This window comes from Lichenicola sp., assembly GCF_965198575.1.
In the GTDB taxonomy this organism is placed as follows: Bacteria; Pseudomonadota; Alphaproteobacteria; order Acetobacterales; family Acetobacteraceae; genus Lichenicola.
On sequence record NZ_OZ240671.1, the window covers coordinates 3,638,844 to 3,663,880 of the forward strand.

Sequence of the window (25,037 nt, forward strand, 5' to 3'; positions counted from 1 at the left end):
CGGCTACTCCGAGCCGATCGGCCGCGACAGGAGTCGATCACGTGCCTCGGCCAGGTCGATGCGGCCGGTGAGCAATGCTGCCACCGCCTCGATGATCGGCACCCGGACGCCGAGCCTTGCCGCCCGTTCCGCCAGCGCCGGCGCGGTCTCGACCCCTTCGGTGACGGTGGAGCGCGCGCCCAGGATGTCGCGCAGCGGCGTCCCCTGGCCCAGCTGGACGCCGAGGCTGTAGTTCCGCGACCCCGGACCGGTGCAGGTCAGCACCAGGTCGCCGATCCCCGACAGCCCCGCCGCGGTCTCACGCCTGCCGCCCAGCGCGGTGATCAGCCTGCCGAGTTCGGCGATGCCACGGGTGATCAGCGCCGCCCGCGCATTCTCGCCCGCACCCGACCCCATGGCAGCCCCGGCCGCGATCGCGATCACGTTCTTGGCGGCCGCCCCGGCTTCCACTCCGACCGGGTCGTCGCCTGCGTAGAGCCGGAACGCGGCGGTCGACAGCATCCGCGCGAGGGCGGTCGCCAGCGCCTGGTCGTGGCAGGCCAGCACCGCAGCAGCGGGCAGCCCACGCGCCACCTCACCGGCGAAGTTCGGCCCGGACAGCACGCCGTGCGGATGCTCCGGATGCAGCTCGCGCAGCACCTCGCCCGGTAGCATCAGGCTCGCGCGTTCGAGTCCCTTGCAGCACGCGATCAGTGGCGCCCGCACGGTCAACCGGCCGGCAATGTCCCGCAGGTGCTGCATGGGGACCGCCAGCAGCACCAGGTCGGCGGCGTCCGGCAGCAGGGCATCGACCGTGATGTCGTCCGGCAGCACCACGCCGGGCAGCCGCGCCATGCGACGATGGCTGTCGAGCGAGCCCGGATCGCGGGCCCAAAGCCTGACCCGTGCACCGGCGCGCGCGGCCTGCAGGGCCAGTGCGGTTCCCCATGCCCCGGCGCCGATCACCGCGACATGCGGACGATCACCGCCGCCGGTCATGATCGCGCAAGCTCGGGGGTGAGACGGCGCACCAGACTGTCAGCCTGGCCGATGCCGAGCGTGCTGTCGATGGCCGACAGGATCCCGGTGGCGGCGGTCTCGAAGCCGAACGGCGGCGTTGCGACCAGGAGCCCGCAGCCGTTGAGCCGGGTCGGATCGAGCGGCGGCCGCAGCAGCAGCTCGGCGGTGACCACGTCGGCCACCCCGGCATCGACCAGCCGGTCATGGAACGCCCGCACCGGTGCACGATGCTTGATCGGATACCACACGGCGATGATGCCGGTCGGGAACCGCCGTCGCGCCGTGGTGATCGCGGCCTCGATGCGGGCGAACTCGCCAGGCTGCTCGAATGGCGGGTCGATCAGGGTCAGGCCGCGGCGGATCGCACCGGGTGGCGGCAGCAATGCCTGGATCGCCTGGTAGCCATCGCGGTGGTGGATGCTCGCACGCGGGTCGGACCCGAGCAGCGCCCGCAAGGTGGCATGGTCCTCGGCATGCAGCTCGCACCCTGTCAGCCGGTCCTGCGGCCGCAGCATCGCCCGGACCAGCAGCGGCGAGCCCGGATAATGCACCGGCGCACCCATCGACCGGACGAGATCGAGATACTCCGCGAGGGCCGCGGCAGGGGGCTGCTGCAGCAACTGCCCGATGCCCTGGCGCCATTCGCCGGTGCGCTCCGCCTCGCCCGAGGAGAGCTCGTAGAGGCTGGCGCCGGCGTGGCTGTCGAGCACCTGGATCGCCGCCGGCTTCCGCTGCAGGGCCCGCACCAGCCAGACCAGCAGCGCGTGCTTCATGCAGTCGGCGAAATTCCCGGCGTGGAACGCGTGTCGATAGTTCATGCCGGCGCCGTTGCCCGGGCTGACGTGCCCAGCCGGTCCGCCATCTGCTCGAGCGGCCAGCGCGGCCGGGGTGGCATGGCGAGCTCGTCCACGGCAATGCCCGCCGCACGCCCCGCTTGCAGCGTCTCGATTGCCGCCCAGCCGACCATGACGGCGTTGTCGGTGCAGAGCCGCAACGGCGGTGCCGCGAAGGCGATCCCGCGTGCTGCGGCGAGGCCGGTCAGGCGTGCGCGCAGGGTCGCATTGGCCGCAACACCACCGGCGACCACGAGCAGCCGCGCCTCGGGCATCAGCGCCAGGGCATGGCCGACACGGTCCGCCACCACATCCGCCACGGCTGCCTGGAACGAGGCTGCCAGATCGGCTGCGTCGCTCTCGGGGAGCGGCGCCGGCAGGATCGCGAGGCGTTGCGCCACCGCCGTCTTGAGGCCGCTGAAGCTGAAGTCGCAGCCGGGCCGCCCGAGCAGCGGTCGCGGCAACCGGTGCGCCGTCGGATCGCCGCCTTCGGCCAGCCGCTCCAGTGCCGGGCCGCCTGGCCAGCCGAGGCCGAGCATCTTCGCCACCTTGTCGAAGGCCTCGCCGGCGGCATCGTCGATCGTGCCGCCCAGCCGGCGATATCGGCCGAAGCCGTCCACCGCGACACATTGGCAATGACCGCCGGACACCAGCAGCAGCAGATACGGAAACGGCGCGCCACCCTCTGCGAGCCCGGGCAGGCGCGCCGTCAGGGCATGCGCCTCCAGATGGTTGACCGCCACGAACGGCACCTCGAGCGCCAGCGCCATGCCGCGCCCGAGTCCGCTGCCGACGATCAGCCCGCCGATCAGTCCCGGCCCGCAACTGGCGGCGATCGCGCCGAGGTCGCCCGGCGACAATGCCGCGTCCGCCAATATGGCGCGCACCAGACCGGGCAGATGGGCCAGATGGGCGCGTGCGGCGATCTCCGGCACCACGCCGCCGAACGGCAGATGCTCCTGCTGGCTGAGCACGCGCTCGGCCAGAATCACGCCGTCATGCTGCAGAACCGCCACCGCGGTCTCGTCACACGATGATTCGATCGCCAGCACCGGCCCGCCGTTCCAGATCAGGTCCGCCCTCGGTTGATCCATCCGCGCCTTTCCTTAATGTTGTGCCGGTAATAGGACAGTCGTATGCCTCCCGCACAGCCCGATCCCAGCCGCGGCCTTGTCTTCACCGATCAAGCGACATCCACCGGCATGACCGCCGATGCACCGCCCTCCGCGGCATTGCAGGAGGCGGCACGGGCAGCGTCCGCGAGGCAGGCAGAGCGGGCGGTGCCGCATCGCCGGATGCTGCCGCTCCGTGTCGGTACGCGCGGATCGCCGCTGGCCCTGGTGCAGACCCGTGCCTTCCTGACCATGCTGACCCGGTTTTGTCCCGTCCTGCGCGACATGGGTGCGTTCCAGGAACGCGCCATGAATACCACCGGCGACATCGTGCAGAACCGGCTGCTCGCCGAGATCGGCGGCAAGGGGCTGTTCGCCAAGGAGATCCACGAGGCGCTGCTGGACGGCCGCATCGACTTCGCCGTGCACAGCCTGAAGGACCTCGAGACGACGCTGCCGCCAGGCCTCGTGCTGGCCTGCACCCTGAAGCGCGAGGATGCGCGCGACGTGCTGGTGCTGCGTCCCGGGATATCGATCCCCGATCCTGCGGCACCGCTCACGGCCCTGCCGCAGGGTGCGGTGGTCGGCACCGCGTCGGTGCGTCGCCAGGCGCAGCTGCTGCATGCACGGCCCGACCTCCGGATCGTGATGCTGCGCGGCAATGTGCAGACCAGGCTGGACAAGCTGTCGCAGCGCCTGTGCGACGCGACCCTGCTGGCACTTGCCGGGCTGAAGCGCCTGGGCATGGCGGATCGCGCCGACCTGATCCTGGAGCCCGACGTGATGGTGCCGTCGGCCGGGCAGGGCATCGTCGGCGTGACGGTGCGCGAGAGCGACATCGAGCTGCGCGAACTGCTGGGCGCCATCGAGGATTACGAGGCGCGAGCGGTATCCACCGCCGAGCGCTCACTTCTGGCCGAGCTGGACGGCTCCTGCCACACCCCGATCGGCGGCTATGCGCGGCTGCTCCCGGCGATACCGGGGGTGGGCCCGCAGCTCGAACTGACCGGCCTGGTGGCGCGGGAGGATGGGTCGTTCCTGCTCCGGCGCAACATCGTCGGGCCGGCCGGCGATGCCGAACGGCTCGGCCGCGAGCTCGGCGCCGGACTGCGTCGGGACAGCCCGACCAACCTGTTCGCATGATCTGCTGCCGGGTGACCCTCGCGCGGTGAGCCGGCGACACCAGGTCCTGGTCACCCGGCCGGAGCCCGGTCTCGGCGAGACCATGGCGGCGCTGGCGGATGCGGGATGGGCGCCGGTTGCCGCACCGCTGCTCGCGATGCGCCCGCTGCACTGGTCGCTGCCGACGTCATCGGCCATCACGATCCAGGCGCTCCTGCTGACGAGCGGCCAGTCGGTCGCGGGGGTCGCGGCACTCGGCCCGATGCTGCAGGAGCGGCCGGTGCTGACCGTCGGCGACGCCACCGCAACCCGGGCGAGGGCGGCCGGACTCGCCAATGTGACGAGTGCTGCCGGCGACGCCGATGCACTCGCCCGCCTCGTGGCGAGTACGCTTCGTCCGGTCGATGGCGCCCTGCTGCTCGCGTGCGGCCGGGGGCAGGGGATCCCGCTCGCCCGGACGCTGCGGCGGTGCGGCTTCACGGTGATCCGGCGATGCGTGTATGCCGCCGACCCTGCGGTGGCACTCCCCGACATCGCCCACGAGGCGTTGCAGGACGGTGCGCTGGACGCGGCGCTGTTCTTTTCCGGCGAGACCGCTTCGGCATTCGGCCGGCTGTTGCCGATCGCACTGCATCCCGCCCTTGCCTCGGTGCGGGCGCTGGCGATCAGCCGCGCGGTGGCCTCGACGTTGCAGCCCATGGCCTGGTGCAGCGTCGAGGCGGCCGAAATGCCGAATGCCGCCTCGCTGCTCGCGCTGCTGGGCGACCCGCCCGGACGCTGAGGGGACCGCCCGACCAGGCTCCGGAGCTATGCGTTGCCGGCCGTCTCGCCGATGCCGCCAGCCGCCTGCGCCCGCTTGGCCTGCCACAGTGCCACGAAGTCGATCGGCTGCAGCACCACCGGCGGGAAGCCGCCATCGCGGGTCACCTCGCTGACGATGTTGCGGGCATACGGGAAGATCAGCCGCGGCACCTCGACCAGCAGCAGCGGCTCGAACATGGTCTCCGGCGTGTCGCCGAGGGTCACGATCGCGGCGTAGGCGAGCTCGACGATGAACACCGTGCGACCACTGGAGGCAGCGGCGGCGCTGGTGCCCTCGGCGGCCGGCTCGGTCGCGTCGGCCTTGATCGAGAGGATGACCTCGAAGACGTTCTGGTCCTGCTGCAGCCGGTTCGCCTGCACGTCGATATTGACCGAGATCTGCGGATTGGCCCGCAGCGTCGCAAAGATCTCGGCGCCCGACGGCACCTCGAACGACAGGTCCTTGGTGTATTGCAGGTTCATCGTCAGCGGCAGCGCCGGCGGACCCGATTGCGGCAGGGGACTGGTTTCGGACATCACGTTTCTCCTGTGTCGGCTGCGGCCGCCGCTAGCACGCCCGCCACCTGTGCGCCAGGAGCCTTGAGATTACGCGCACCCGCTGGGGCGATTACGCGCGCGCGCTGGGGCGACCATACGCACGCGCCTGGACAGTGTTCAGGTCCGCGGCGGCAACTTCTGCAAGACGGGCGTGGTCGCGTGCCGCCACACGATCGGCTCGCGCAACGGCTCGGTGGGATCGATCCGCAGCCATTGCCCGTTCTCGATGCTGCGGCCGCTCAACGCCAGCAGGAAGCCCCAATGCGACACCAGCAGGGTGTCCGGCCAGGCGGGATCGGAGGCCATCCGGGCCCGGAACCGGTCGGCGCGGGCAATCACGCTGGCCTCGCTCTCTCGCTCCGGTGGCGCGTCCGGGGTGGCGGCGCCATCATTCCACCAGATCTCGTCCAGGCACGAGAAGTCGATGCCGGGCCAGTCGCGCTCGAGCGACGAGCGCGGCGACCCGACATCGCAGACGAATGCGAACCGCTCCCGGACCATCGGCTCGATGGTGACCTCCAGACCGAGCCGGGCGGCGATCGGGGCAGCGGTTTGCAGGGCGCGCCGGTACGGGGAGACGATCAGCCGGGTGATGCGGCCGTCCGCCCGGGCGTCGGGTCCGGCAAGGGCCACGGCGGCTGCGTCGGCCTGCGCCAGTCCCTCGGCGGTCAAGGCAGGATCGATGATGCCCGGATCGCAGCGCGTGCGGGTGAAGTGCAGGTTGAACTCGCTCTGACAGTGCCGCAGGAGAATCATCGCGTTCCGGATACGCCTCCTTCCGGAGCCCTGCAATCGGAGCGGCCGGGCCCGGCACGCCCAAGGACCAAGTTGTCTCTGGCGCACGCTGCGCCTATCTCTATCCCTGTTCCGCGCTGATGCGGGCTGCCTTGCGTCGGATCTGCCGATGCCAGAGGCCCCCGCCATCCGGGCGGGTACTGGCCTTGGGCCTTCCTGGAGGATCGAGACCCGCATGAACCCCTTTGCCGGCAACTCCCCGGTCGCCCTGGTCCTGATCGGGCTCGTTGCGGCTTTCCTCGTGCTGCGACTGCGCAGCGTGCTCGGCAAGCGCACCGGGCTTGAGCGTCCGGCGCCGCCTCCGGGCATGCTTCGCGGCACCGGTCCGATCATCGAGGCGCGTGCCGAGCCGATCCCGGCGGTCCCGGACCGCAAGGTTCCCGACGGCTCCAGCCCGATCGGCGTGACGCTGGCCCGGATCCGCGAGCGCGAGCGCGGTTTCGACCCGGCCGATTTCCTGCTGCAGGCCGAAGCGGCGTTCCGCCGGATCGTGCAGGCCTTCGCCGAGGGCGACCGTGCCGCATTGCGCACCAACCTCACTCCGGACGCATACGGCGCCTTCGAGGCCGCGATCATCGCCCGCGAGGAAGCCGGACAGACCCAGCGGGCCGAGATCCGCGCCATCACCCAGGCGCAGATCGTCGATGCGTCGCTCTCGCAGACCAACGGCACCTGGCGCGCGGTGCTCGACGTACGTTTCGTCTCCGACCAGGTCAGCGTGCTGCTGGCCAAGGACGGCCTGCCGGTGTCCGGGGCGGATGCGGTGACCGAGCTCGCCGATCTGTGGAGTTTTGAGCGCTGGATCGGTGGTCCACGTCCCTCGGATGCCAACACCCCGCCCTGGCGCCTCGCCGCAGCCCGCAGCGCCTGACGACGCCGGCGCCGGGTCTCCCGCTCAAGGCCCTGCAGCCGAGCCTGGCAAACCCGGCGGCAAGGGCGCGCAGCGTCCGGCCGCGGCTACCGGATGATCACCGCATGACGTTCCAGCTCCGCTCTTCCGGCATGTCCGGTCGCCGGCGCCGCGCCTCGCCGGCAATGATGCTGCTCGGTCCGCTTCTGCTGGCCGGCTGCGCGACACCGCCGGCCTCCCCGACACTTTCGTTGCGCCGCCTTGCCTTTGCCGACCTCGCCGGCTGGCAGCAGGACCATGTCGGCGAGATCCTGCCGGTGCTGCTGGCGGAATGCGAACGGCTCGGCCGCCTGCCGGTGGAGACGCCACTGCTGGATCCGCCGCAGCCGGGGCCGTCCACGGACGGCACCAGCACGGCGCAACCGCCCGCCACCGAGGCGCCGGACGCTGTCGAGGCGGCGGCGCATGCGGGGTTGTACCGCCCGGCCTGCCGCGCCGCGCGGGCGCTGCCATCCGACGACGACGCCACGGTCAGGCGGTATCTGGAAACCTGGTTCCTGCCCTATGAGGCGTCGGACCGGGGCGACGTGCAGGCCAACCTCACCGGCTATTTCGAACCCGAGGTGGCGGGCGCGCTCTCCGAAAGCCCCGACACGCCGGTTCCGGTCTATGCCCGGCCGCGGGACCTGGTCACCCTGGCCAATCCGCAACCCGGCCAGCCGGCGGTCACCGGCCGGGCGCAGGCGGGCAAGGTGGTCCCCTATCTGACCCGGGCGGAGATCGACCAGGGCGCCTTGCGGGGCAGGAACCTCGAGATCCTCTGGCTGCACAGCCCGATCGACCTGTTCTTCATGCAGGTCCAGGGCGCCGGGCGGGTCAGGCTGCCGACCGGCCAGATCGTCCGGCTGGGCTATGCCGGGCGCAACGGCCAGCCGTACACGCCGCTCGGCCGGGTGCTGATCGACCGGCACCAGCTCGATCCCAGCGGCGTCAGCATGCAGTCGATCCGTGGCTGGCTCGAGACCCACCCGGCCGACGCGCAGGACTTGTTGGAGCAGAACCGGAACTACGTGTTCTTCCGCGCCCTCGATGACCTGGCGCCGAACCAGGGGCCGCCCGGGGCGCTCGGACTTGCGCTGACGCCGCAGCGGTCGGCGGCCGTCGATCGCCGATTCATTCCGCTGGGGGTGCCGATGTTCGTCGAGACCACGCTGCCATCCGGCGCCCCGCTCGACCGGCTGATGCTGGCGCAGGACCTCGGCACCGATGTCGTCGGCCCGACCCGCGCCGACCTGTTTTTCGGCTGGGGTGCGGATGCGGCGCGCAATGCCGGCGCGATGCATGCGGGCGGCCGCATCATCCTGCTGCTGCCCCGCCAGCCCGCCACCTGAATCCAGCGGCCCGGACCGTGACCCCCCGGCGGTTCGGCGCCGACGCGCTGTATCGCCGCCGCCCCTGGATCGCGCACCGACGCCGACACCGGCCGGGCGAGGGGTGGCCTGGACTGGGCCTCGCTGGCGATACTGCCGTGATGACGTATCTCAACGCACTGAACATCGAGTCGGTGGTCGAACAGCCTCAGCGTGCGCGCCCGGTCACGGAGGCGGAGCCGGTTCCACGACGCCAGGGGGTCGGCCGGCACCTGCTGTATCGCGGCGATTGCGTGAAAGTGATGGGCCGGCTTCCCGCCGCATCGGTCGATGTCGTCGTGACCTCGCCGCCATACAATATCGGCCTGTCCTATCGCACCTACAGCGACCGCCGCGCCGAGGAGGATTACCTCGACTGGATGGTCGGGGTGGCCACGGCGGTTCGGCGCGTGATGGCGCCGACCGGGTCGTTCTTTCTCAACATCACCGGGTCGAGTGCGATGCCTTGGCTGCCGTTCGAGCTGATCGTCCGGTTGCGGTCGCTGTTCCGGCTGCAGAACCATATCACCTGGGTGAAGTCGATCTCGATCGGCGATGATTCCGTGGGCCACTTCAAGCCGGTGCGCAGCGAGCGCTTCCTGCATCGAAACCACGAGCACATCTTCCACCTGACGCTGAACGGCGCCGTCCCGCTCAAGCGGCTGGCCGTCGGCGTGCCGTTCAAGGACAAGTCCAACATCGCGCGTCGCCAGCACGCCCAGGATCTGCGCTGCCGCGGCGACAGCTGGTTCATCCCGTACGAGACGGTGCAGGCGCGGTCGCAGAAGTTCAACCACCCCGGAACGTTTCCGGTGATGCTGCCGCGGATGTGCATGCGGCTGCACGGGCAGGCATCGCCGGTGGTGCTGGACCCGTTCATGGGCACCGGCACCACCCTGATCGCTGCGGAACAGGAAGGCGCGCGCGGCATCGGCATCGATCTCGATGCGGGCTATGTCGGAATCGCCCGGACCCGCCTGCTATCCACGATCCGTGGTCACGGCTGAGCGACAGGTTCTGGCGTAATCCACCACGGGGTGGTGAAGCTCGCCAACCGGCGTTTCGAGGTTAATCCGAGCCTCTCCAGGAATTAAATTATATCAACACCTTGCGGTTGGCCTGCGCGCCTCTTCCGGCTGGCACGGAAGCTGCTGTAACAGGACGAAATGCGGCGGCACCCGATGGCGGCCCCCACCACGAGGTGTCATGTCGGCCGAGCCCATCCCCAGACGATCACGGCGCCTCTGCTGGAAGCGCCTCGTCCCCGTCAGCCTGCGGCGCCGACCGTGGCTGCTGCTGGCCACCAGCCTGGCCGGCCCCTCGGCACTCCTGGCCGGGTGCGCGGTCGGTCCCGACTTCCACCGGCCGGGCTACGGCGACGCCACCCACCTGACCCCCGGGCGCTACAACGAGACCGCGCCCGATGCCGTCACCGTGGCGTCGAAGGTCGCGGGTGGCGAGGCGCAGCACCTGGTCGTCGGCCGCGACATCCCGGGTGAGTGGTGGCAGCTGTTCCGCTCGCCGGCGATCACCACGCTGGTCGCGACGGCGCTGCGGGACAGCCCGAGCATCGATGCCGCCAACGCGGCGTTGCGGGTGGCCCAGGAACAGGCGATGGCGCAGCAGGGCACGCTGTTCCCACAGATCGATGGCACGATCAGCCGGTCCCGACAGGAAGAGCCGCTGTCCCTGGAGGGCAGCCAGTCGCCGCCGCTGCTGTTCAGCGACTACAGCGCCGGGCTGACGCTCTCCTACACGCTGGATTTCTGGGGGGGCTTGCGCCGTGCGGTGGAGCAGGCGGAGGCGCAGGTCGATTACCAGCGCTACCAGCTCGAGGCGGCATACCTGGCCCTCAGTGCCGGCGTCGCCAACAGCGCCATCCTCGCGGCTTCGCTGCAAGGGCAGATCGCGGTGCAGCAGCAGCTGATCGGCTTCGAGCAGAAGCAGCTCGACACCGTGCGCCAGCAGTTCGAGCTGGGCGGCGCCACCGGCACCGACGTCGCGACCCAGCAGGCGCAGGTGGCGGAGGCGCAGACCACGCTGGTGCCGCTGCAGACCGAGCTCGTGCAGACCCGCGACCAGCTGGCGTCCTATCTCGGCCAGGCGCCGTCCGGCGTGGTGATCCCGCCGCTCGATCTCGACGGCCTGACGCTGCCGGGCGAGCTGCCGGTCAGCGTGCCGTCCGCGCTACTGGCACAACGTCCCGACATCCGTGCCGCCGAAGCCAACCTGCACCAGCAGACGGCGGCCCTCGGCGTCGCGATCTCGATGCGGCTGCCGAACGTGACCCTGACGGCCTCGGTGGGCTCCAGTGCGGCCGACACCCACCAGCTGTTCAGTCCGACCAATGGCATGTGGTCGCTGGTGAACCAGGCGGTGCAGCCGATCTTCGACGCGGGCCAGCTGCTGCACAAGCAGCGCGCGCAGAAGGCGGCGATGCAGCAGGCGGCCGCGCAATGGCGCAACACCGTCGTGCAGGCGTTCCAGAACGTCGCCGACGTGCTTGCGGCGGTGCAGAACGATGCCGTGGCGCTGAACTACGCCAACATCGCGCAGACCGCAGCCGCGCGCAGCCTCTCGCTGGCCAGCCTGCAGTACAAGCTCGGCGGCGTCAGCTACCTGAGCGTGCTGAGCGCCCAGCAGACCTACCAGAACACCGTGATCACGCTGATCCGGGCCCGCGCCGCGCGGTTCACCGACAGCGTCGCACTCTACCAGGCGCTCGGTGGCGGCTGGTGGAACCGCAACGACCTGCCGCCGCCGCCGCCCGGCCTGTTCAGCTCGCCGCTGCCATGACATCCCGAACCGTTTCGTTGCAGGATATATCCCGATGACCAGGAAACTCCTGTTGCTCGCGCTGCTCTGCGTGGCCATGCTGGCGGTGGTCGGCGGCGGCCGCTGGCTGCTCACGTCGCGTGCCGGGGCAGTGAGCCAGGCGGGCAGCCAGGCCCCCGCGCAACCGCCTCAGGTGGTCTCGGCGATCACCGTCAGGGCCTCCTCCTGGCAGAGCCGGATCCGCGCATTCGGGCAGGTCCGCGCCGTCCAGGGTGCCGACCTCTCGTCGGAAGTGTCGGGCATCGTCGACCGCATCGATTTCCAGTCCGGCACCGAGGTGGCGGCCGGAACCACGCTGCTGCGGCTGCGCGCCAATGACGACGATGCCCGCCTGGCGACGCTGCAGGCGACGGCGGATCTGTGGGCGGCCAACGTGGCGCGCGACCAGAAGCAATTCGACGCGCAGGCGATCAGCCGGGCCACGCTGGACCAGGACAACGCCAACCTGCACAGCTACCGCGCCCAGGTGGCGGCGCAGCAGGCGCTGATGCAGGAGAAGATCATCCGGGCGCCGTTCGCCGGCCGGCTCGGCATCCGAATGGTCGATCTCGGCCAGTACCTGGTGGCCGGCACCGCGGTGGTGACGCTGCAGGCGCTCGATCCGATCTATGTCGACTTCAACGTGCCGCAGCAACAGATCGGCCATATCGCGTCGGGGCAGGCGGTGCAGGTGCGCGTCGACAGCTATCCCGGGCGGGTGTTCGATGCCCGGGTGCTGGCGGCCGACAGCCGGATCGACGCCTCGAGCCGCATGGCCCAGGTCCGCGCCAGCCTGCAGAACCCGGATCACGCGTTGCTGCCCGGGATGTTCGCGACGGTCGGTCTGGCCGAAGGCGCCGCGCACCAGGCTGTCACGATACCGGCGGCGGCAATCAGCTATAACCCGTATGGCGATTTCGTTTATGTGCTGACGCCGGGTGGTGCCAAGGGTGGCGTCATGACCGCAACCTCCAGGGTGGTGAATACCGGCGAGAGCCAGGGCGACCAGGTCGAGGTGGTGAGCGGCCTGAAGCCGGGCGAGCGGGTGGTCACCGCGGGCCAGGTCAAGCTCCGCAACGGCTCGTCGGTGCTGGTCGATGACCGGGTGCAGCCGGAGAATCTCGCCGCACCGAACCCGCCGGAAGAGTGAGCAGGAGACCCGCCATGCGCCTCACCGACCTGTTCATCAACCGTGTCGTGCTCTCCTGCGTGGTCTCGATCCTGGTGCTGGTGTTCGGCATCCGCGCCGAGCAGTCGCTGCCGATCGAGCAGTTCCCGCACACCGTCAGCGGCACCATCGAGGTCGACACGCAGTATTACGGCGCCGATCCCGCCACCATCGCCGGCTTCGTGACCACGCCGATCGAGGGCAAGATCAGCCAGGCCGAGGGCATCGACTACATGACGTCGAGCTCGTCCACCGGCGACAGCGACATCATCGTGCACCTCAAGCTGAACTACGATCCGGCGCGCGCGCTGTCGGAAATCCAGGCCTACGTGACGGCGGCGAGCGCGCAGTTTCCGGCCGGCGTGCAGACCTCCTCGATCACCCTGTACGGCGCCGGCCAGCAGGCGCTTAACATCTTCGTCAGCAGCACCCAGCTCGATCCCGGCAAGGTCAGCGACTACACCCACCGCATCATCGAGCCGCGACTGCAGGCGATCGCCGGCGTGCAGAAGGTCGTCGTCGAGGCCGCACCGCACGTCGTGATGCGGGTCTGGCTCGATCCCGAGAAGCTCGCCGCGGTCGGCATGAGTGCCGCCGACGTGCAGACCGCTCTCGGCAACAACAACTTCGTCTCCGGCATCGGCTCGACGCTGGGTGCGATGACCTTCGCGAACCTCGACATCACCTCCGGGCTGCATACCGCGGACCAGTTCCGCAACCTCGTGCTGCGCCAGCAGGACAACCGGATCATCCGGCTCGGCGACGTCGCACGCGTCGAGTTCGGCCATGATCCCGACCAGTTCGAGGCGATCAGCGACAGCCAGGCCGGCGTCTTCATCACGGTCAAGCCGAGCACCGGCGCCAACACCCTGAAGCTGACCAGCGACCTGCGCCGCGCGGTCGACGAGCTGAAGCTGCAGGCGCCGCCGGCCCTCAAGATCGCCATCGTGTTCGATGTCGGCACCTTCATCCGCGCCTCGATCCACGAGGTGATCACGACGCTGGCGGCCGCCCTGGTGATCGTGTCGCTGGTGGTGTTCGCCTTCCTGGGCTCGCCGCGCTCGGTGATCGTGCCGGTGGTCACCATCCCGCTGTCGCTGATCGGCACCTTCGCGATGATGGCGCTGATGGGGTTCTCCATCAATCTGCTCACCCTGCTGGCGCTGGTGCTGGCGACCGGCCTCGTGGTCGACGACGCGATCATCGTGGTCGAGAACGTCAACCGCCACCTGGCAGCCGGGATGACGCCGCTACGCGCGGCCTCGGCGGCGGCGCACGAGCTGCTTCAGCCGATCCTGGCGATGACCGTGGTGCTGATCGCGGTCTATCTGCCCCTCGGGCTGCAGGGCGGCCTGACCGGGGCGTTGTTCACCCAGTTCGCCTTCACCCTGGCCGGCTCGGTCACGATGTCGGCGCTGCTGGCGCTGACCCTCTCGCCGATGATGTGCGCGCGACTGCTGAAGCCGCGACCGGGCCCGGGGCAGCCGCACTCGCTGTCGACGCGCATGGAGGAGGCGATCGAGCGCGTATTGATGCGGGTGCAGCGCGGCTACCTCGCGATGCTGCGGGCGAGCCTGCGGATACAGCCGGTGGTGCTGCTGTTCGGCCTGTGCGTGCTGGTCAGCATCGGGTTCCTGTATTCGCACTCCAAGGCGGAGCTGTCGCCGGCCGAGGACCAGGGCGTGCTGATCGCCAGCGGCCAGAGCGAGCCGAACGCGACGTTCGACAACCTCAGGCTCTACGACACGCAGATCCAGGACATCTATCGGTCGATTTCGGAGCGCGACAATTACTGGCACGTCGTGTTCCCGCCCGGCCTCACGGACGGCATCGTGCTGACCGATTGGGCGCACCGGAAACGCAGCGTATTCGAGATCGGCAACGAGGTGCAGGCGGCGCTGCAGAAGGTCGCCGGCGTCGAGATGGCGGTCTATCAGCCGCCGTACCTGCCCGGTGCCGAGGGCATGCCGATCGGGTTCGTGCTGCAGAGCTCGGGTGACTTCCGCGCACTCGGTGCAGCCGGCGAGGCGTTCCTTGCCAAGGTACGGGCCAGCGGGCTGTTCGCCTATGCCGAGCAGGACCTCAAGATCGACCAGCCGCAATCCACCATCTCGGTCGATCGCGGCAAGCTCTCGGCGCTGGGCCTGACCATGAACGACCTGGGCACATCGCTCAACGCGATGCTCGGCGGCACCTATGTCGGCTTCTTCTCCAACGACCAGCGTTCGTACAAGGTCGAGCCGCTGGTCGAGCGCCGGTTCCGGCTCAACCCGACGCAGATCCTCGATTACCCGATCACCACGGTGAAGGGCGTCTCGGTGCCGCTGCGGTCGGTGGCGCAGATCGTCAATTCGGTGGTGCCAGAATCGGTCGGCCACTTCCAGCAGCTCAACGCGTCGACGATCAATGCGCTGCCGGCACCCGGCGTCACCCAGGCGCAGGCCTATGCATATCTGCAGCACCTGGCGGCCGAGACGCTGCCGGCCGGCTACACCACCGACACGGTGGGGCCGCTGCGCCAGTACGTGCAGGAGAGCGGCGGCTTTGCGGCCACCTTCGCGCTCGCGGTGATCATCACCTACCTCGCACTCGCCGCGCTGTTCGAGAGCTTCCGCGATCCGCTGATCATCCTGGTGTCGGTGCCGATGTCGATCGCCGGCGCGCTCTTCTTCGTGTGGCTCGGCATCGGCGGCGCCAGCATCAACCTGTTCACCGAGGTCGGGCTGGTGACGCTGATGGGGCTGATCAGCAAGCACGGCATCCTGATCGTCGAGGTCGCCAAGGAGAGCCAGCAGCTGGGCCTCAGCAAGCGCGAGGCGATCGAGCGGGCCTGCGCGCTGCGGCTGCGCCCGATCCTGATGACCACGGCGGCGATGGTGCTGGGCGTGTTGCCGCTGGTGTTTGCGACCGGCGCCGGTGCGGCGTCGCGCTACGTGATGGGGCTGGTGATCGCGTCCGGCCTGTCGATCGGCACGCTGTTCACGCTGTTCGTGCTGCCTGCGGTGTACATGCTGCTGGCCGCAACCCGCACCAAGGTTCCTGTTCCGGAACTGGTGCGGGTGTGAGCGACGCCGGCGTCAGGCGGCGCGGGCGTGCGCCGGCTGGATGCTCTCGGTCGCATCCGGAAGGTAGGTGGACGTCGCCTCGACCCTGACCGCCAGCTGCATGAGGCCTGCGGGCAGCGTCAGGCCGGCATTGCCATCGGTCCAGCGCCAGTGGCGACCGCCGTCGGTCTCGCCGGCCCACCAGCCGCCTGACAGCGCATCGCTGTCGAGCGGCACGGACGTCGCCGACAGGCCATCCTGGCGGCGCCAGATCTCGATCGCGCCGATCGCCACGCCAAGCTGCCGGCGATCGTCCTGCCACGGCTGCACATCAGCCACCGACGCGTGACGCGAGCGGAGGCGCACCGTCTGGGCCACGGTTTCGGCGCCGTCGAGCCAGAACACGTGCAGACCGTCAGCCCGCCGCTCGGCCGGCTGCAGCACCTGCCCATCCGCGAGCACGAGTGCCAGGCGTGCATCCTTGTCGCCGACCGGGATTCTGGCTGCCAGTCCGAGCGAGGCGGCTCGGTCCGACAGGCGCTGCCAGATCGGCTGCACGAAGGCACCCTCGGTGATGAGCGGCGCGCAGGTGGGCGGTGTCGCAGAGCCGGTGAAATCCGGGTGCAGCGCAGTCACCGCGCCGCTGGTGGCGAATTGCGCGCGGTTGCCGGTGTCGCGGTAGCTCTCGGCGGCGGCGCCATCGGCGAGCAGGATCGCGTGATGCTCGAGCTCGACGTGGAAATACTGCACCGAGGCCGGGGTCTCGATGGTGATGCTGCCGCCATTGACCAGCTGCCGGGCTGCGACCAGCACCCCGTCCAGCAGGACCGCGTGATCGGGCGAGAGCAGCAGCGGACGGCTCGGCTGGCCGTCACCGAGGCTGTCCGGCGCGAAGCGGATCGGCCGCACCATCGCGGGTGTCGGATGCCGCTCGAGGTCGATGCGGCGCTGGCCGATCCAGACGATGCGGGCCGGGACCATAGTGCCGCCGGCCAGGGTCAGCGCGATATCGCCCTCCTGGAGGCTCTCGACCGCGAGCTCGCCGCGCTCGGTCAGGATCCGGGTGCCCCGGCAGAAGCAGGCGAGATCGGCCGCGACCGGCGCGAACGAGACGCCGCGGATATTGGTGTCGGGTGCCGCGGTCACCAGGGTGGTGAAGCTCTCGCCCGGATTGGTCGTCGCGCCGAGCGTGTCGGTGATGCCGTAGAGGTAGGTCTGGTCGAGGTCGCCGATGGTGGCGTTGGTGGCGTAGAGCTGCACCGTGCCGTTGGCCTCCACCGTGCCGGTGAGCCCGATCAATCCGGTGGTGCCGGCGCTGGCGGTATTCGGCACCAGGTTGAGGCCGGCCGACAGCGTGTAGGCGAGCTTCCAGCTGCTGCCGTTGAAGATCCATTTCTGCAGGCCGCCATCGCCGAGCGTGGCTTCCTTCGGATTGCCGCTATCTGCGACGTAGAGCGTCGTCGCATTGGCGAAGAAGTAGTTCTCCGGGCTCAGCGCCACCTTGGTGCCGACCGCGGAGCCGTTGACGGAATTCTCCTCCGCCGCCGTCAGCTTGACCGAGGTCATGATGCCGGAGAGGGGGATCGGCGTGGTGGCCGAGTTCGGCAGGCTGGTGCCGTAGCTCGAGATGTTCGAGGTGCCGCCGCTGCCTTGCTTGCTGTCGCGCGAGACGTACAGCTCGCCGTCATAGATCTCGAGGGTGCGGGTGTCGGTGCTGCCGTCGATGACGGTGGCGCTGCTGGCGCCGTCCTTGGCCTCGAACACGCCCTGCGTGGCGTCGCCCTTCACGCCCTGGCCAGAGATATAGAAGGTGCTGCCATCGACGGTGGCGACGCTGCGCGGGTTGTTGGTGTTGAACACGTTGTAGAGCGCGGTGCTGGTATCGACCGTGCCGTCGGCGTTGATGTCGGCGATCACCCGCGAGACCGCGGTGTATCCGCCGCCCTGGATGCTGGTCGATTGCGCCAGTGCATTGTTGCCGTACACCGCGGCGCCACCGGCATTGTAGGTGTTGGCGTTGATCCCGTAGCCGGCGAGCACCAGCGACTGGCCGTTGGCCGCCAGCTCGAGCGATCCCTCCGACGAAGACCCGTATTCGCCCGAGATGGCGTTCTCGGTGACGCCATTTACCACGGTGGTGGTCTGCGGCAGCTCCATCTGGCTGACGAACGTGCCGGCGGTGGTGATCTGCTCCAGCACGATCGGTGCGGCGGCGTTGTCGGTGTAGGTCCCGGTGTTGGCGCCGTCGCCATAGACGCTGATCACCAGGTCCCCGGGCACGAAAACCTCGGTGGTGGAGTCGCTCATTCTGATCTTCCTGCCGCAAACGTGTTCACGGTCGCGGTTTGTGAACAGAGTCGCAGCGGGCGACCAATGACAATTGTACGTCGCTTTTTAGATACCGGAACGATCCGGGAAACCAACGGAGTCCCGCATGCGGCGCGTCATCGAGCTGTGCCGCAGCCATTCCGCTCGGCAGGCCAGCCGTTATCCCCTACAATGCTGGATTCGCAATTCGACGGAGCCGCCCCATGTCGATTTTTCCTGATCTCCCGGCGGTTGGCGCTCTGGACATCGCGGTCCAGGGCGACAACTTCGCGCCGGTCCTCCCGGCTGAAACCGCCGTGGACGGATCGCCGGCGAGCCGTCCCGGCGATCCGGCAGCACCGCCTGCCGATGACGGCGAGCCGCTCTTCTCGACCGACCCGCTCCGGTAGGGCCGGCGCCCGCCCCGCCGGACGGGCATCGCCTGGATCCGACCGCCGTGTGTCCGGGACATGCCCCGGCGGCGCGCTTCAGGTGGCCGGGGCGTCGATCTCAATGGGACGCGGCGCGCGCTGCCTCCCCTGCTTCGGTCACGGCGGTCGAGACCTGCTGGATGCCGGCCGCAATCTCGTCGATGTTGTCGTTCATGGCAGAGACGCCGTGCGCGGTGGTCTGCATGCGCGTCGACATGTCCCGGGTCACCGCACTCTGCTCCTCGACCGCTGCCGAGGATCCGGCGACGAGCTGGCCGACCGCCTGGATCGACTTCTCGATCTCGCCGAGCGCGCCGACGACCTCGCTCGACACGCCCTGCAGGCGGTCGATGCCCTCGGCGATCCGGTCGGTGGCGGTGCGGGCCTGATTGGCCAGGTTCTTGACCTCGCTCGCGACGACCGCAAACCCCTTGCCGGCATCGCCGGCACGCGCCGCCTCGATGGTGGCGTTCAGCGCCAGCAGGTTGATCTGGCCCGAGATGCTGCGGATCAGATCGACGATGCTGCTCATCGAGGACGAGGTATCGGCCAGGCGGAGGGCCGCTCCAGCGGCGGCAGTGGCGTGGGCATGGGCTGCGACCGTGGCGGCATCGGACTTGACCATGATGGCGCTGATTTCGCGTACCGAGGCAGCAAGCTGTTCCGTGCTGGCCGCCATCGTCTGGACATTGCTGAACGCGGTCCTGGAGGCACTCGCAGCCATCTCGGTCTGGCTGTTCGAATGGGCGACGGCCGAGTGGACCTTTCCGATCATCGACTCGAGCTTTGCAAGCAGCTGCGCCTGCGCGGTGATGTCGGTCGCGTATTCCACGACCTTGAGAGGCGTACCATCGAGGTCGAGGATCGGATTATACGAGGCCTCGATCCAGAACGGCTGGCCGCCCTTGGCGATCCGCATGTACTGTCCGGCAACGTATTCGCCGCGCCTCAGCTTCTCCCAGAACAGCTTGTAGTCGGGCGAGTCACGTTCCGCTTTCTCGAGGCATGCGCTGTGATGCTTGCCTTTGAGCTCGGCGAGCGTGTAGCCGATGATATCGAGGAACTTCCGGTTCGCCGTCAGGATGGTCCCGTTCATGTCGAACTCGATCACCGCCTGCGAAGCGTTGATGGCGTTCGACACCCCCAGCATCTCGACGTATTTGAGCTTCTCGGCGGTCACGTCGCTGGCGAGCTTCACGATCTTCACGGGCTTGCCGGTGGCGTCGAGCACCGGGTTGTAGGATGCCTGGATCCAGACCTCCTTTCCGGTCTTGTCAATGCGCTTGAACTGCGCCAGCTGAGACACGCCGGTCCTGAGCATCTCCCAGAACCGCTTGTAGTCGTCGCTCCGGCGGTCCGCTTCCTTGACGAAGATGCCGTGGTGGCGGCCCTTGACCTCCGCAAGGGTGTATCCGAGCAGCTTGAGGAAGTTGGCGTTTGCAGCCAGCACCATTCCGTTCATGTCGAACTCGATGATCGCCTGTCCGCGGTCGAATGCCGCAATCGTGGCTGCGTCGTCGCGCACCTTGTTAATCTCAGTCCTGCCGAACACGAGCCTCTCCCTGGACAGGCACGCTACGTGCCGAACGCCTGGAGGAAGAGTGCCGCATCGACGGTTAAGGACGTGCTAACGGCGCCGCCCCGATGTCGGCCTCCGGACGCTGCCGCACCCGCGCGTACAGGGCTTCGAGCGCCAGTGCGCCGGCGATCGAGAACGGCATGATCAGCATCAGGTTGTAGCGCACCTGGTTCACAGCGACCGCGGCGTTGAAGGCGAGCATGAACCATGCCGGCAGCGACAGCAGCAGGAAGGGCCGCGGCCAGCCATCACGCCGGCGACCAGCCCTGGGTAGCGCACGCACGGTGCAGCCCAGGCAGATCGGCGCCAGCAGCAACCCCCAATAATGGTCGACATACAGGCCACGCAGCGCCAGCGACAGCGTCACCATCACGTGCCAGCCGATTTGCCTGAGCGGGTCCTGCAGCAGGTAGTGGTGCACCAGGAACGACATGTGGTGCGCGTAGCCGCCGGCCTGGCGCAGCGTGGAGGCCAGCATGCCGCGGATGCCGATCGCATAGAAACTGTCGGGGTGGTCGTCCCAGCCGAAGCGGTCGCAGGCATGCGGGCCGGCGATCGCACGCCCGAGCGCATTGCCGTCCGGCAGCCAGCACACGTAGCTCATGCCGTATTCGCGGCCCGTCATGCTGTCGAAGCTGAGCCGCTGCACGAGCGTGTGCGACGCATAGCCGAAGGTGAGGGCAGGGCGACCCAGCACCAGCCCATTGCGGACGATCCAGGGCAGCACGACCACCAGGGCCGCCGCCACGAAGGCTGCCAGCATCCGGCTCCGCTGCCGGATCGACGGCGATCCCCCGCCTCCGGCCAGCACCCAGGCGAGGCCGACCGCGACCGCCATGTAGGCCAGCCACGCGAAACCCGGCCTGGTCAAAACGCCGAGCCCGAGTGCCACCCCGGCACCCGCCATCCAGGCAGCGTCGGCCGGGGCGGCACTCATCCGGGTGACCGAGCCATTACGCCGGCACGCCACCAGAAAGCCCTTGAGGGCCAGCGTGTTGGCGGCGGTGAACAGCAGCAGGCTGATCGACTCCGTCATCAGGTAGTCGACCGACAGCAGCAGCAGCGGCGCGGTGAGCAGCGCCAGGCCGAGTGCCAGCCAGCCGGTGCGGATGCGTCCGGTGCAGGCCCAGCCCGACCACCAGATCATCCAGAACGTGGCCGCCATCATCAGCAGCTGCAGCGATCGCATCGGGCCGGCGCCACGACCGCAGGTGCCCTGTCCGCGGGTCGCCACCAGGCAGTCGAGGTTGTGCCGGAACCCGGGATCCACCGTGGCGACGGCTGCCAGGAGGGCGGGATAGAGCGGGGTGAAACGCATGCCGGGCGGCCGGATGGTGTCGGCGTCACCGCCGGCGAAGCGGTAGCCGTCGGTGAAGCGGCCGTGATGCACCAGGTCGTAGGCGATGCCGAGATAGAAGCCCTGGTCGTAGCTGCTCAGGGGCTCTACCCGGGTGCGGGTCCAGAGCGCACCCAGCACGACCAGGATGATCGCCGCCGCCAGCAGGTGCGGGCGCGCGCGTGCGCGTCTCCAAGACCGCGGCTGTGCTGGAAGCCGGGCCGGCTCCGTGAGAGACTGACGTGTCTGCATGATGATCCGAGGATATCCGCTGTCCGGTTCGCTGTCCCGCCGCCCCCGACCCGACCGAGCCTCTGGAAGCGGGAGCGGATGGCACGCCGGCTGAAGGAAGGCGAGCAGCGCCTGTGGGTGGAGTACGCCCGCGAGGTGCGTCCGTTGCGTGGCCGCCCGCCGAAGTCGCTGCCCGACCTGCCGCCGCCGGTGCCGCCACCTGCGCCCACCCCACCCATTGCCGCCGGGCCGGTCCTGCCTCCCGCGGCGACCAGGCCGCCAGGCCGCCCGGTGCCGGCGCCGCGGCGGCCGGTCGAGATCGGCGTGCGGCTGGCCGGCCTCGACGACACCAGCTGGCGTGCGCTGTCGAGCGGCCGGCTGCGTCCGGAGCGGCGCCTGGACCTGCATGGCGAGCGGGCGCAGACGGCGTTCCAGCTGCTGCATGATTTCCTGCTGCGGGCCCAGTCCGAGCGGTTGCGTTGCGTCGAGATCATCACCGGCGCCGGCTCCGGCCCGGAGGGCGGCATCCTGCGCCGCGAGCTGCCGCACTGGCTGAACCGGCACGACCTCCGGCACCTGGTGCTGGCGGCGGTGCATCCGCGCGCCGGCAATGTCGGCTCGGTGCGCGTGCTGCTGCGTCGGCGGCCGATTCCGGCAGCGAAACCTGATCACCCGGGCCGGCGGCGATGAGCATACCCAGGTCTGCCCTCCGGATCGTGCTGGGCGACCAGCTCTCGGACCCTCTGTCGGCGCTGGACGGCCTCGATCCGGCGCGCGATGTCGTGCTGATGGCGGAGGTGCGCGACGAGTGCACCTATGTCCGCCACCACAAGAAGAAGCTGGTGCTGGTGCTGTCCGGGATGCGGCACTTCGCCGAGCGGCTGCGGGCGCGCGGCGTGCGGGTCGAGTACGTGACGCTCGAGGATCCGGACAACACCCACAGCCTGCGCGGCGAGATGCTGCGTGCGGTCGAGCGTCATGCGCCGGAAAGGGTGATCGCGACGGCACCGGGCGAGTGGCGGCTGTCGCAGGACATGGCGGGCTGGCAGGAGCTGTCCGGGGTTCCGACCGAGATCCTCGACGATACCAGGTTCCTGTGCGGCTCGAGGCAGTTCCGGCACTGGGCGGCGGGGCGGAAGAGCCTGCGCATGGAGTTCTTCTACCGCGAGATGCGACGCGGCCACGGCGTCCTGATGGAGGAAGATCAACCCGCCGGCGGACGCTGGAATTTCGACAAGGAGAACCGCAAGGCGATGCCGCGTGGCGTGGTGCCGCCGATCGCCCCGTCATTCCCGCCGGATGCCACCACGCTCGCGGTGATCGACATGGTGGAGCGACTGTTCGGCGATCATTTCGGCAACATCGAGGACTTCTCGCTGCCGGTGACCGCGGAACAGGCAGCGCTGGCACTCGATCATTTCGTGACCGAGCGGCTGGTCGGGTTCGGTGACTGGCAGGATTTCATGCGCACCGGCGATCCGGTGCTGTTCCACGCGCTGATCTCGACGTCGCTCAATCTCGGCCTGCTCGATCCGCTGGTCGTGTGCCGCGCGGCGGAAACCGCCTGGCGGGAAGGCCTGGCGCCGCTGAATGCGGTCGAGGGATTCATCCGCCAGGTGCTGGGATGGCGCGAATATGTGCGCGGCATCTACTGGTTGAACATGCCGGAGTATGGCGGCCGCAATGCGCTTGGCGCGACCCGCCGGCTGCCGGATTTCTACTGGACCGGCGAGACCCGGATGAACTGCATGGCGCAGGTTGTTCGCGACACGCACGACAACGCATATGCGCATCACATCCAGCGCCTTATGGTGACGGGCAACTTCGCATTGCTGGCCGGGCTCGATCCGGACCAGGTCGATGAGTGGTACCTGATCGTCTATGCCGACGCGTACCAGTGGGTCGAGATGCCCAATGTGCGCGGCATGGCATTGTTTGCCGATGGCGGCATCATGGGATCGAAGCCGTACGCCGCGTCCGGCGCCTACATCAACCGGATGAGCGATTATTGCGGACGTTGCGCGTACGACCCGAAGCTGTCGGTCGGTCCGGGTGCCTGTCCGTTCAACGCGCTGTACTGGGATTTCATGTCCCGCCATGCGCAGAAGCTCGAGGGAAACACGCGCATGGCAATGCCGCTGCGCACGCTCGAGCGCATGGCCCCGGAAAAGCGCACGTCGCTCCAGACCCAGGCGGGCGATTTCCTGGCGGCGATGGATCGTGGCGATCAGGTCTGAGCCGTGGCGATCGCCCGCGGATCGAGCGCAATTCGAGCTGGTTGAGCACCATGTCGCATGCGGCTTGCCGCCGGTCGCGGGGACTCTCCGTGCACGGGATGACTGGCTCGTCTGCAGGCACCCACCGTGTCCGCGTGCCTGGTCGCGGCGACGGTCAGGCCGGGCGCCATTCCTTGCGGGCGGCCAGCCAGCGTCGGAGGGTCAACTGCGCGGTCTCGTCGGCGCCGATCCGGGCGAGCGCCTGGACGCACGCCGGCGCCGAAACCGGGTCGACTGTGCGGTGCGTGCGGCACTCACCAGCCCGAGATCTCCCACCGCCGACTGGCAGGCGCTGCGCCAGCGCGCGACCAGCGAGGGCGGCGCCAGCAAAGGCAGCACCAGTGCCACATCGAGCCGGGCGGCTGCGGCCGTCGCACGCCAGGCGGCAAACAGCGGCCCGGCCGGCGCATGACCGGTCTGCTGGCCGAACAGCTCGGCGAATGTCGGGACGGCCGGGATTGCCGGGTCGCGCGCCTCGATGTCGTCGTCACTGCCGCCGAGCGAGAATAGCGGCACGAAGCCGACATCGGTCAGCTGCCGGAGCCGCTGCGGCACGTCGTGGCCGGTCAGGAACACCGCATCGACGTGGCCGGCGCGCAACGCAGACGCTGCGTCCTGCGGCTCGGACAGCCCGAAGGTCGGCAGCGGCACGGCGGACAGCATCGACAGGCCGAGCAGGGCGGGCAGTTCCGGGCCGGTGGCGGTCGAGGCGGCGATGGCGATGCGGCGACCGGCCAACGGGTCGCCGCCCGGGAAGCGCCCGACCAGCACGCCCGAGCACAGGCCGGCGAGGGCAGGGACCCAGCGGCCGGCGTCGAAATGCACGCGTGGATCGCCGGCCAGCCAGGCGATCGCGGCCGCCCCGGGGACCAGCATCGCGGTCGAACCGTCAGGGGTGGTGAGCGCCTCGAAGGCGTTGGCGCCGGTCACGCCATCTCGCCCGCCGGTGGCCGATACCGCGATCGTCGAGCCGGTCTGCAACGCGTCGCCGAGCCGGGGCGCCAGCAGGCGGGCCCATAGCCCCGGACCGGCATCGGCGGGTCCGGCGACCAGCAGAGTCGGGTTGTGCAGGCTGGCGGGAGCCGGATCCAGCCCACCCCCACCCGCACCGAGTTGCGCCGGATCAGCGCTCGCCCCGCTACCCTTTACGGCCCCGGCTGTCACGCCCACGCGGGCACCCGCGGGTCCGGTCGGGACCAGCGCCGCAAGGGCCGCCGCAGGTGCGGCCAGAAGCAGAGACCGGCGGGGAAGCCGGCTGTCGGCAGTCACGGCCAGGCGCTTTTCAAGGGTTGGAAGCCTTGCAGTTCATGGTGCCGTCATACATGACCCCGCACGATGTCCCAAATACGGCGCGGTGTCGGGCATCGGAGTC

Annotated in this window: 20 protein-coding genes; 11 read left to right on the forward strand and 9 right to left on the reverse strand. The window is 69.5% G+C overall.

Translation table 11 applies throughout. The features are described 5' to 3' along the window. Positions 1-3 precede the first annotated feature (3 nt). The 3 genes from ACOEQ2_RS16470 to tsaD are packed head-to-tail and all read right to left on the reverse strand — an operon-like array spanning position 4 to position 2,926. Positions 4-978 (reverse strand): NAD(P)H-dependent glycerol-3-phosphate dehydrogenase, encoded by a 975-nt coding sequence (locus tag ACOEQ2_RS16470; protein ID WP_419729028.1) that lies wholly within the window; start codon positions 976-978, stop codon positions 4-6. Next, entirely contained in the window at positions 975-1,817 is an 843-nt protein-coding gene (locus ACOEQ2_RS16475; protein ID WP_419729029.1) for a 23S rRNA (adenine(2030)-N(6))-methyltransferase RlmJ, read from the reverse strand. The genes ACOEQ2_RS16470 and ACOEQ2_RS16475 overlap by 4 nt, the downstream gene beginning before the upstream one ends. Next, the gene (gene tsaD / locus ACOEQ2_RS16480; RefSeq protein ID WP_419729030.1) at positions 1,814-2,926 is read right to left on the reverse strand and encodes a tRNA (adenosine(37)-N6)-threonylcarbamoyltransferase complex transferase subunit TsaD; all 1,113 of its coding nucleotides are present in this window, start codon (positions 2,924-2,926) and stop codon (positions 1,814-1,816) included. The genes ACOEQ2_RS16475 and tsaD overlap by 4 nt, the downstream gene beginning before the upstream one ends. Before the next feature lie 108 nt (positions 2,927-3,034). Between tsaD and hemC the strand changes: the two genes are divergently transcribed. Beyond that, positions 3,035-4,087 (forward strand): hydroxymethylbilane synthase, encoded by a 1,053-nt coding sequence (gene hemC, locus ACOEQ2_RS16485; RefSeq protein WP_419729031.1) that lies wholly within the window; start codon positions 3,035-3,037, stop codon positions 4,085-4,087. A gap of 25 nt (positions 4,088-4,112) precedes the next feature. After that, entirely contained in the window at positions 4,113-4,847 is a 735-nt protein-coding gene (locus ACOEQ2_RS16490) for a uroporphyrinogen-III synthase (protein WP_419729032.1), read from the forward strand. Between the two features lie 26 nt (positions 4,848-4,873). On the opposite strand, the gene secB is transcribed toward ACOEQ2_RS16490, so the two are convergent. Continuing rightward, entirely contained in the window at positions 4,874-5,404 is a 531-nt protein-coding gene (secB, locus tag ACOEQ2_RS16495; protein ID WP_419729033.1) for a protein-export chaperone SecB, read from the reverse strand. A 138-nt stretch (positions 5,405-5,542) separates the two neighbouring features. Further along, a complete protein-coding gene (locus ACOEQ2_RS16500) occupies positions 5,543-6,181 on the reverse strand; it encodes a histidine phosphatase family protein (protein ID WP_419729034.1) in 639 nt (212 codons plus the stop codon). Between the two features lie 214 nt (positions 6,182-6,395). Here ACOEQ2_RS16500 and ACOEQ2_RS16505 point away from each other — a divergent pair, with 214 nt between their 5' ends. The 6 genes from ACOEQ2_RS16505 (at position 6,396) to ACOEQ2_RS16530 (ending at position 15,526) form a co-directional block, all read left to right on the forward strand. Beyond that, entirely contained in the window at positions 6,396-7,091 is a 696-nt protein-coding gene (locus ACOEQ2_RS16505; RefSeq protein WP_419729035.1) for a Tim44/TimA family putative adaptor protein, read from the forward strand. Between the two features lie 104 nt (positions 7,092-7,195). After that, positions 7,196-8,461, forward strand: coding sequence for a murein transglycosylase A (locus tag ACOEQ2_RS16510; protein WP_419729036.1), 1,266 nt, complete (start codon positions 7,196-7,198; stop codon positions 8,459-8,461). A 140-nt stretch (positions 8,462-8,601) separates the two neighbouring features. Continuing rightward, entirely contained in the window at positions 8,602-9,486 is an 885-nt protein-coding gene (locus ACOEQ2_RS16515; protein WP_419729037.1) for a DNA-methyltransferase, read from the forward strand. A 199-nt stretch (positions 9,487-9,685) separates the two neighbouring features. Next, positions 9,686-11,275, forward strand: coding sequence for an efflux transporter outer membrane subunit (locus ACOEQ2_RS16520; protein WP_419729038.1), 1,590 nt, complete (start codon positions 9,686-9,688; stop codon positions 11,273-11,275). Positions 11,276-11,309: 34 nt separating this feature from the next. After that, the gene (locus tag ACOEQ2_RS16525; protein WP_419729039.1) at positions 11,310-12,443 is read left to right on the forward strand and encodes an efflux RND transporter periplasmic adaptor subunit; all 1,134 of its coding nucleotides are present in this window, start codon (positions 11,310-11,312) and stop codon (positions 12,441-12,443) included. Positions 12,444-12,457: 14 nt separating this feature from the next. Further along, on the forward strand, positions 12,458-15,526 hold the full coding sequence (locus ACOEQ2_RS16530) for an efflux RND transporter permease subunit (RefSeq protein WP_419729040.1): 3,069 nt from the start codon (positions 12,458-12,460) through the stop codon (positions 15,524-15,526). A 12-nt stretch (positions 15,527-15,538) separates the two neighbouring features. Here ACOEQ2_RS16530 and ACOEQ2_RS16535 read toward each other — a convergent pair whose 3' ends face one another. Next, on the reverse strand, positions 15,539-17,812 hold the full coding sequence (locus ACOEQ2_RS16535; protein WP_419729041.1) for a Hint domain-containing protein: 2,274 nt from the start codon (positions 17,810-17,812) through the stop codon (positions 15,539-15,541). Positions 17,813-18,036: 224 nt separating this feature from the next. Between ACOEQ2_RS16535 and ACOEQ2_RS16540 the strand changes: the two genes are divergently transcribed. After that, positions 18,037-18,222 (forward strand): hypothetical protein, encoded by a 186-nt coding sequence (locus ACOEQ2_RS16540; RefSeq protein ID WP_419729042.1) that lies wholly within the window; start codon positions 18,037-18,039, stop codon positions 18,220-18,222. 100 nt (positions 18,223-18,322) lie between these two features. Here the strand turns inward: ACOEQ2_RS16540 and ACOEQ2_RS16545 are convergent, their stop codons facing one another. Both ACOEQ2_RS16545 and ACOEQ2_RS16550 read right to left on the reverse strand, forming a co-directional pair. Next, on the reverse strand, positions 18,323-19,768 hold the full coding sequence (locus ACOEQ2_RS16545; protein WP_419729043.1) for a methyl-accepting chemotaxis protein: 1,446 nt from the start codon (positions 19,766-19,768) through the stop codon (positions 18,323-18,325). 91 nt (positions 19,769-19,859) lie between these two features. Next, positions 19,860-21,410, reverse strand: coding sequence for a hypothetical protein (locus ACOEQ2_RS16550; RefSeq protein ID WP_419729044.1), 1,551 nt, complete (start codon positions 21,408-21,410; stop codon positions 19,860-19,862). Between the two features lie 78 nt (positions 21,411-21,488). Between ACOEQ2_RS16550 and ACOEQ2_RS16555 the strand changes: the two genes are divergently transcribed. Beyond that, positions 21,489-22,079 carry a Smr/MutS family protein gene (locus ACOEQ2_RS16555; RefSeq protein ID WP_419729045.1) on the forward strand — a complete coding sequence of 197 codons (591 nt, stop codon included), beginning with the start codon at positions 21,489-21,491 and terminating at the stop codon, positions 22,077-22,079. After that, positions 22,076-23,626, forward strand: coding sequence for a cryptochrome/photolyase family protein (locus ACOEQ2_RS16560; protein WP_419729046.1), 1,551 nt, complete (start codon positions 22,076-22,078; stop codon positions 23,624-23,626). The genes ACOEQ2_RS16555 and ACOEQ2_RS16560 overlap by 4 nt, the downstream gene beginning before the upstream one ends. A 201-nt stretch (positions 23,627-23,827) precedes the next feature. On the opposite strand, the gene ACOEQ2_RS16565 is transcribed toward ACOEQ2_RS16560, so the two are convergent. Then, positions 23,828-24,934, reverse strand: coding sequence for a hypothetical protein (locus ACOEQ2_RS16565; RefSeq protein WP_419729047.1), 1,107 nt, complete (start codon positions 24,932-24,934; stop codon positions 23,828-23,830). Between the last annotated feature and the right edge of the window lie 103 nt (positions 24,935-25,037).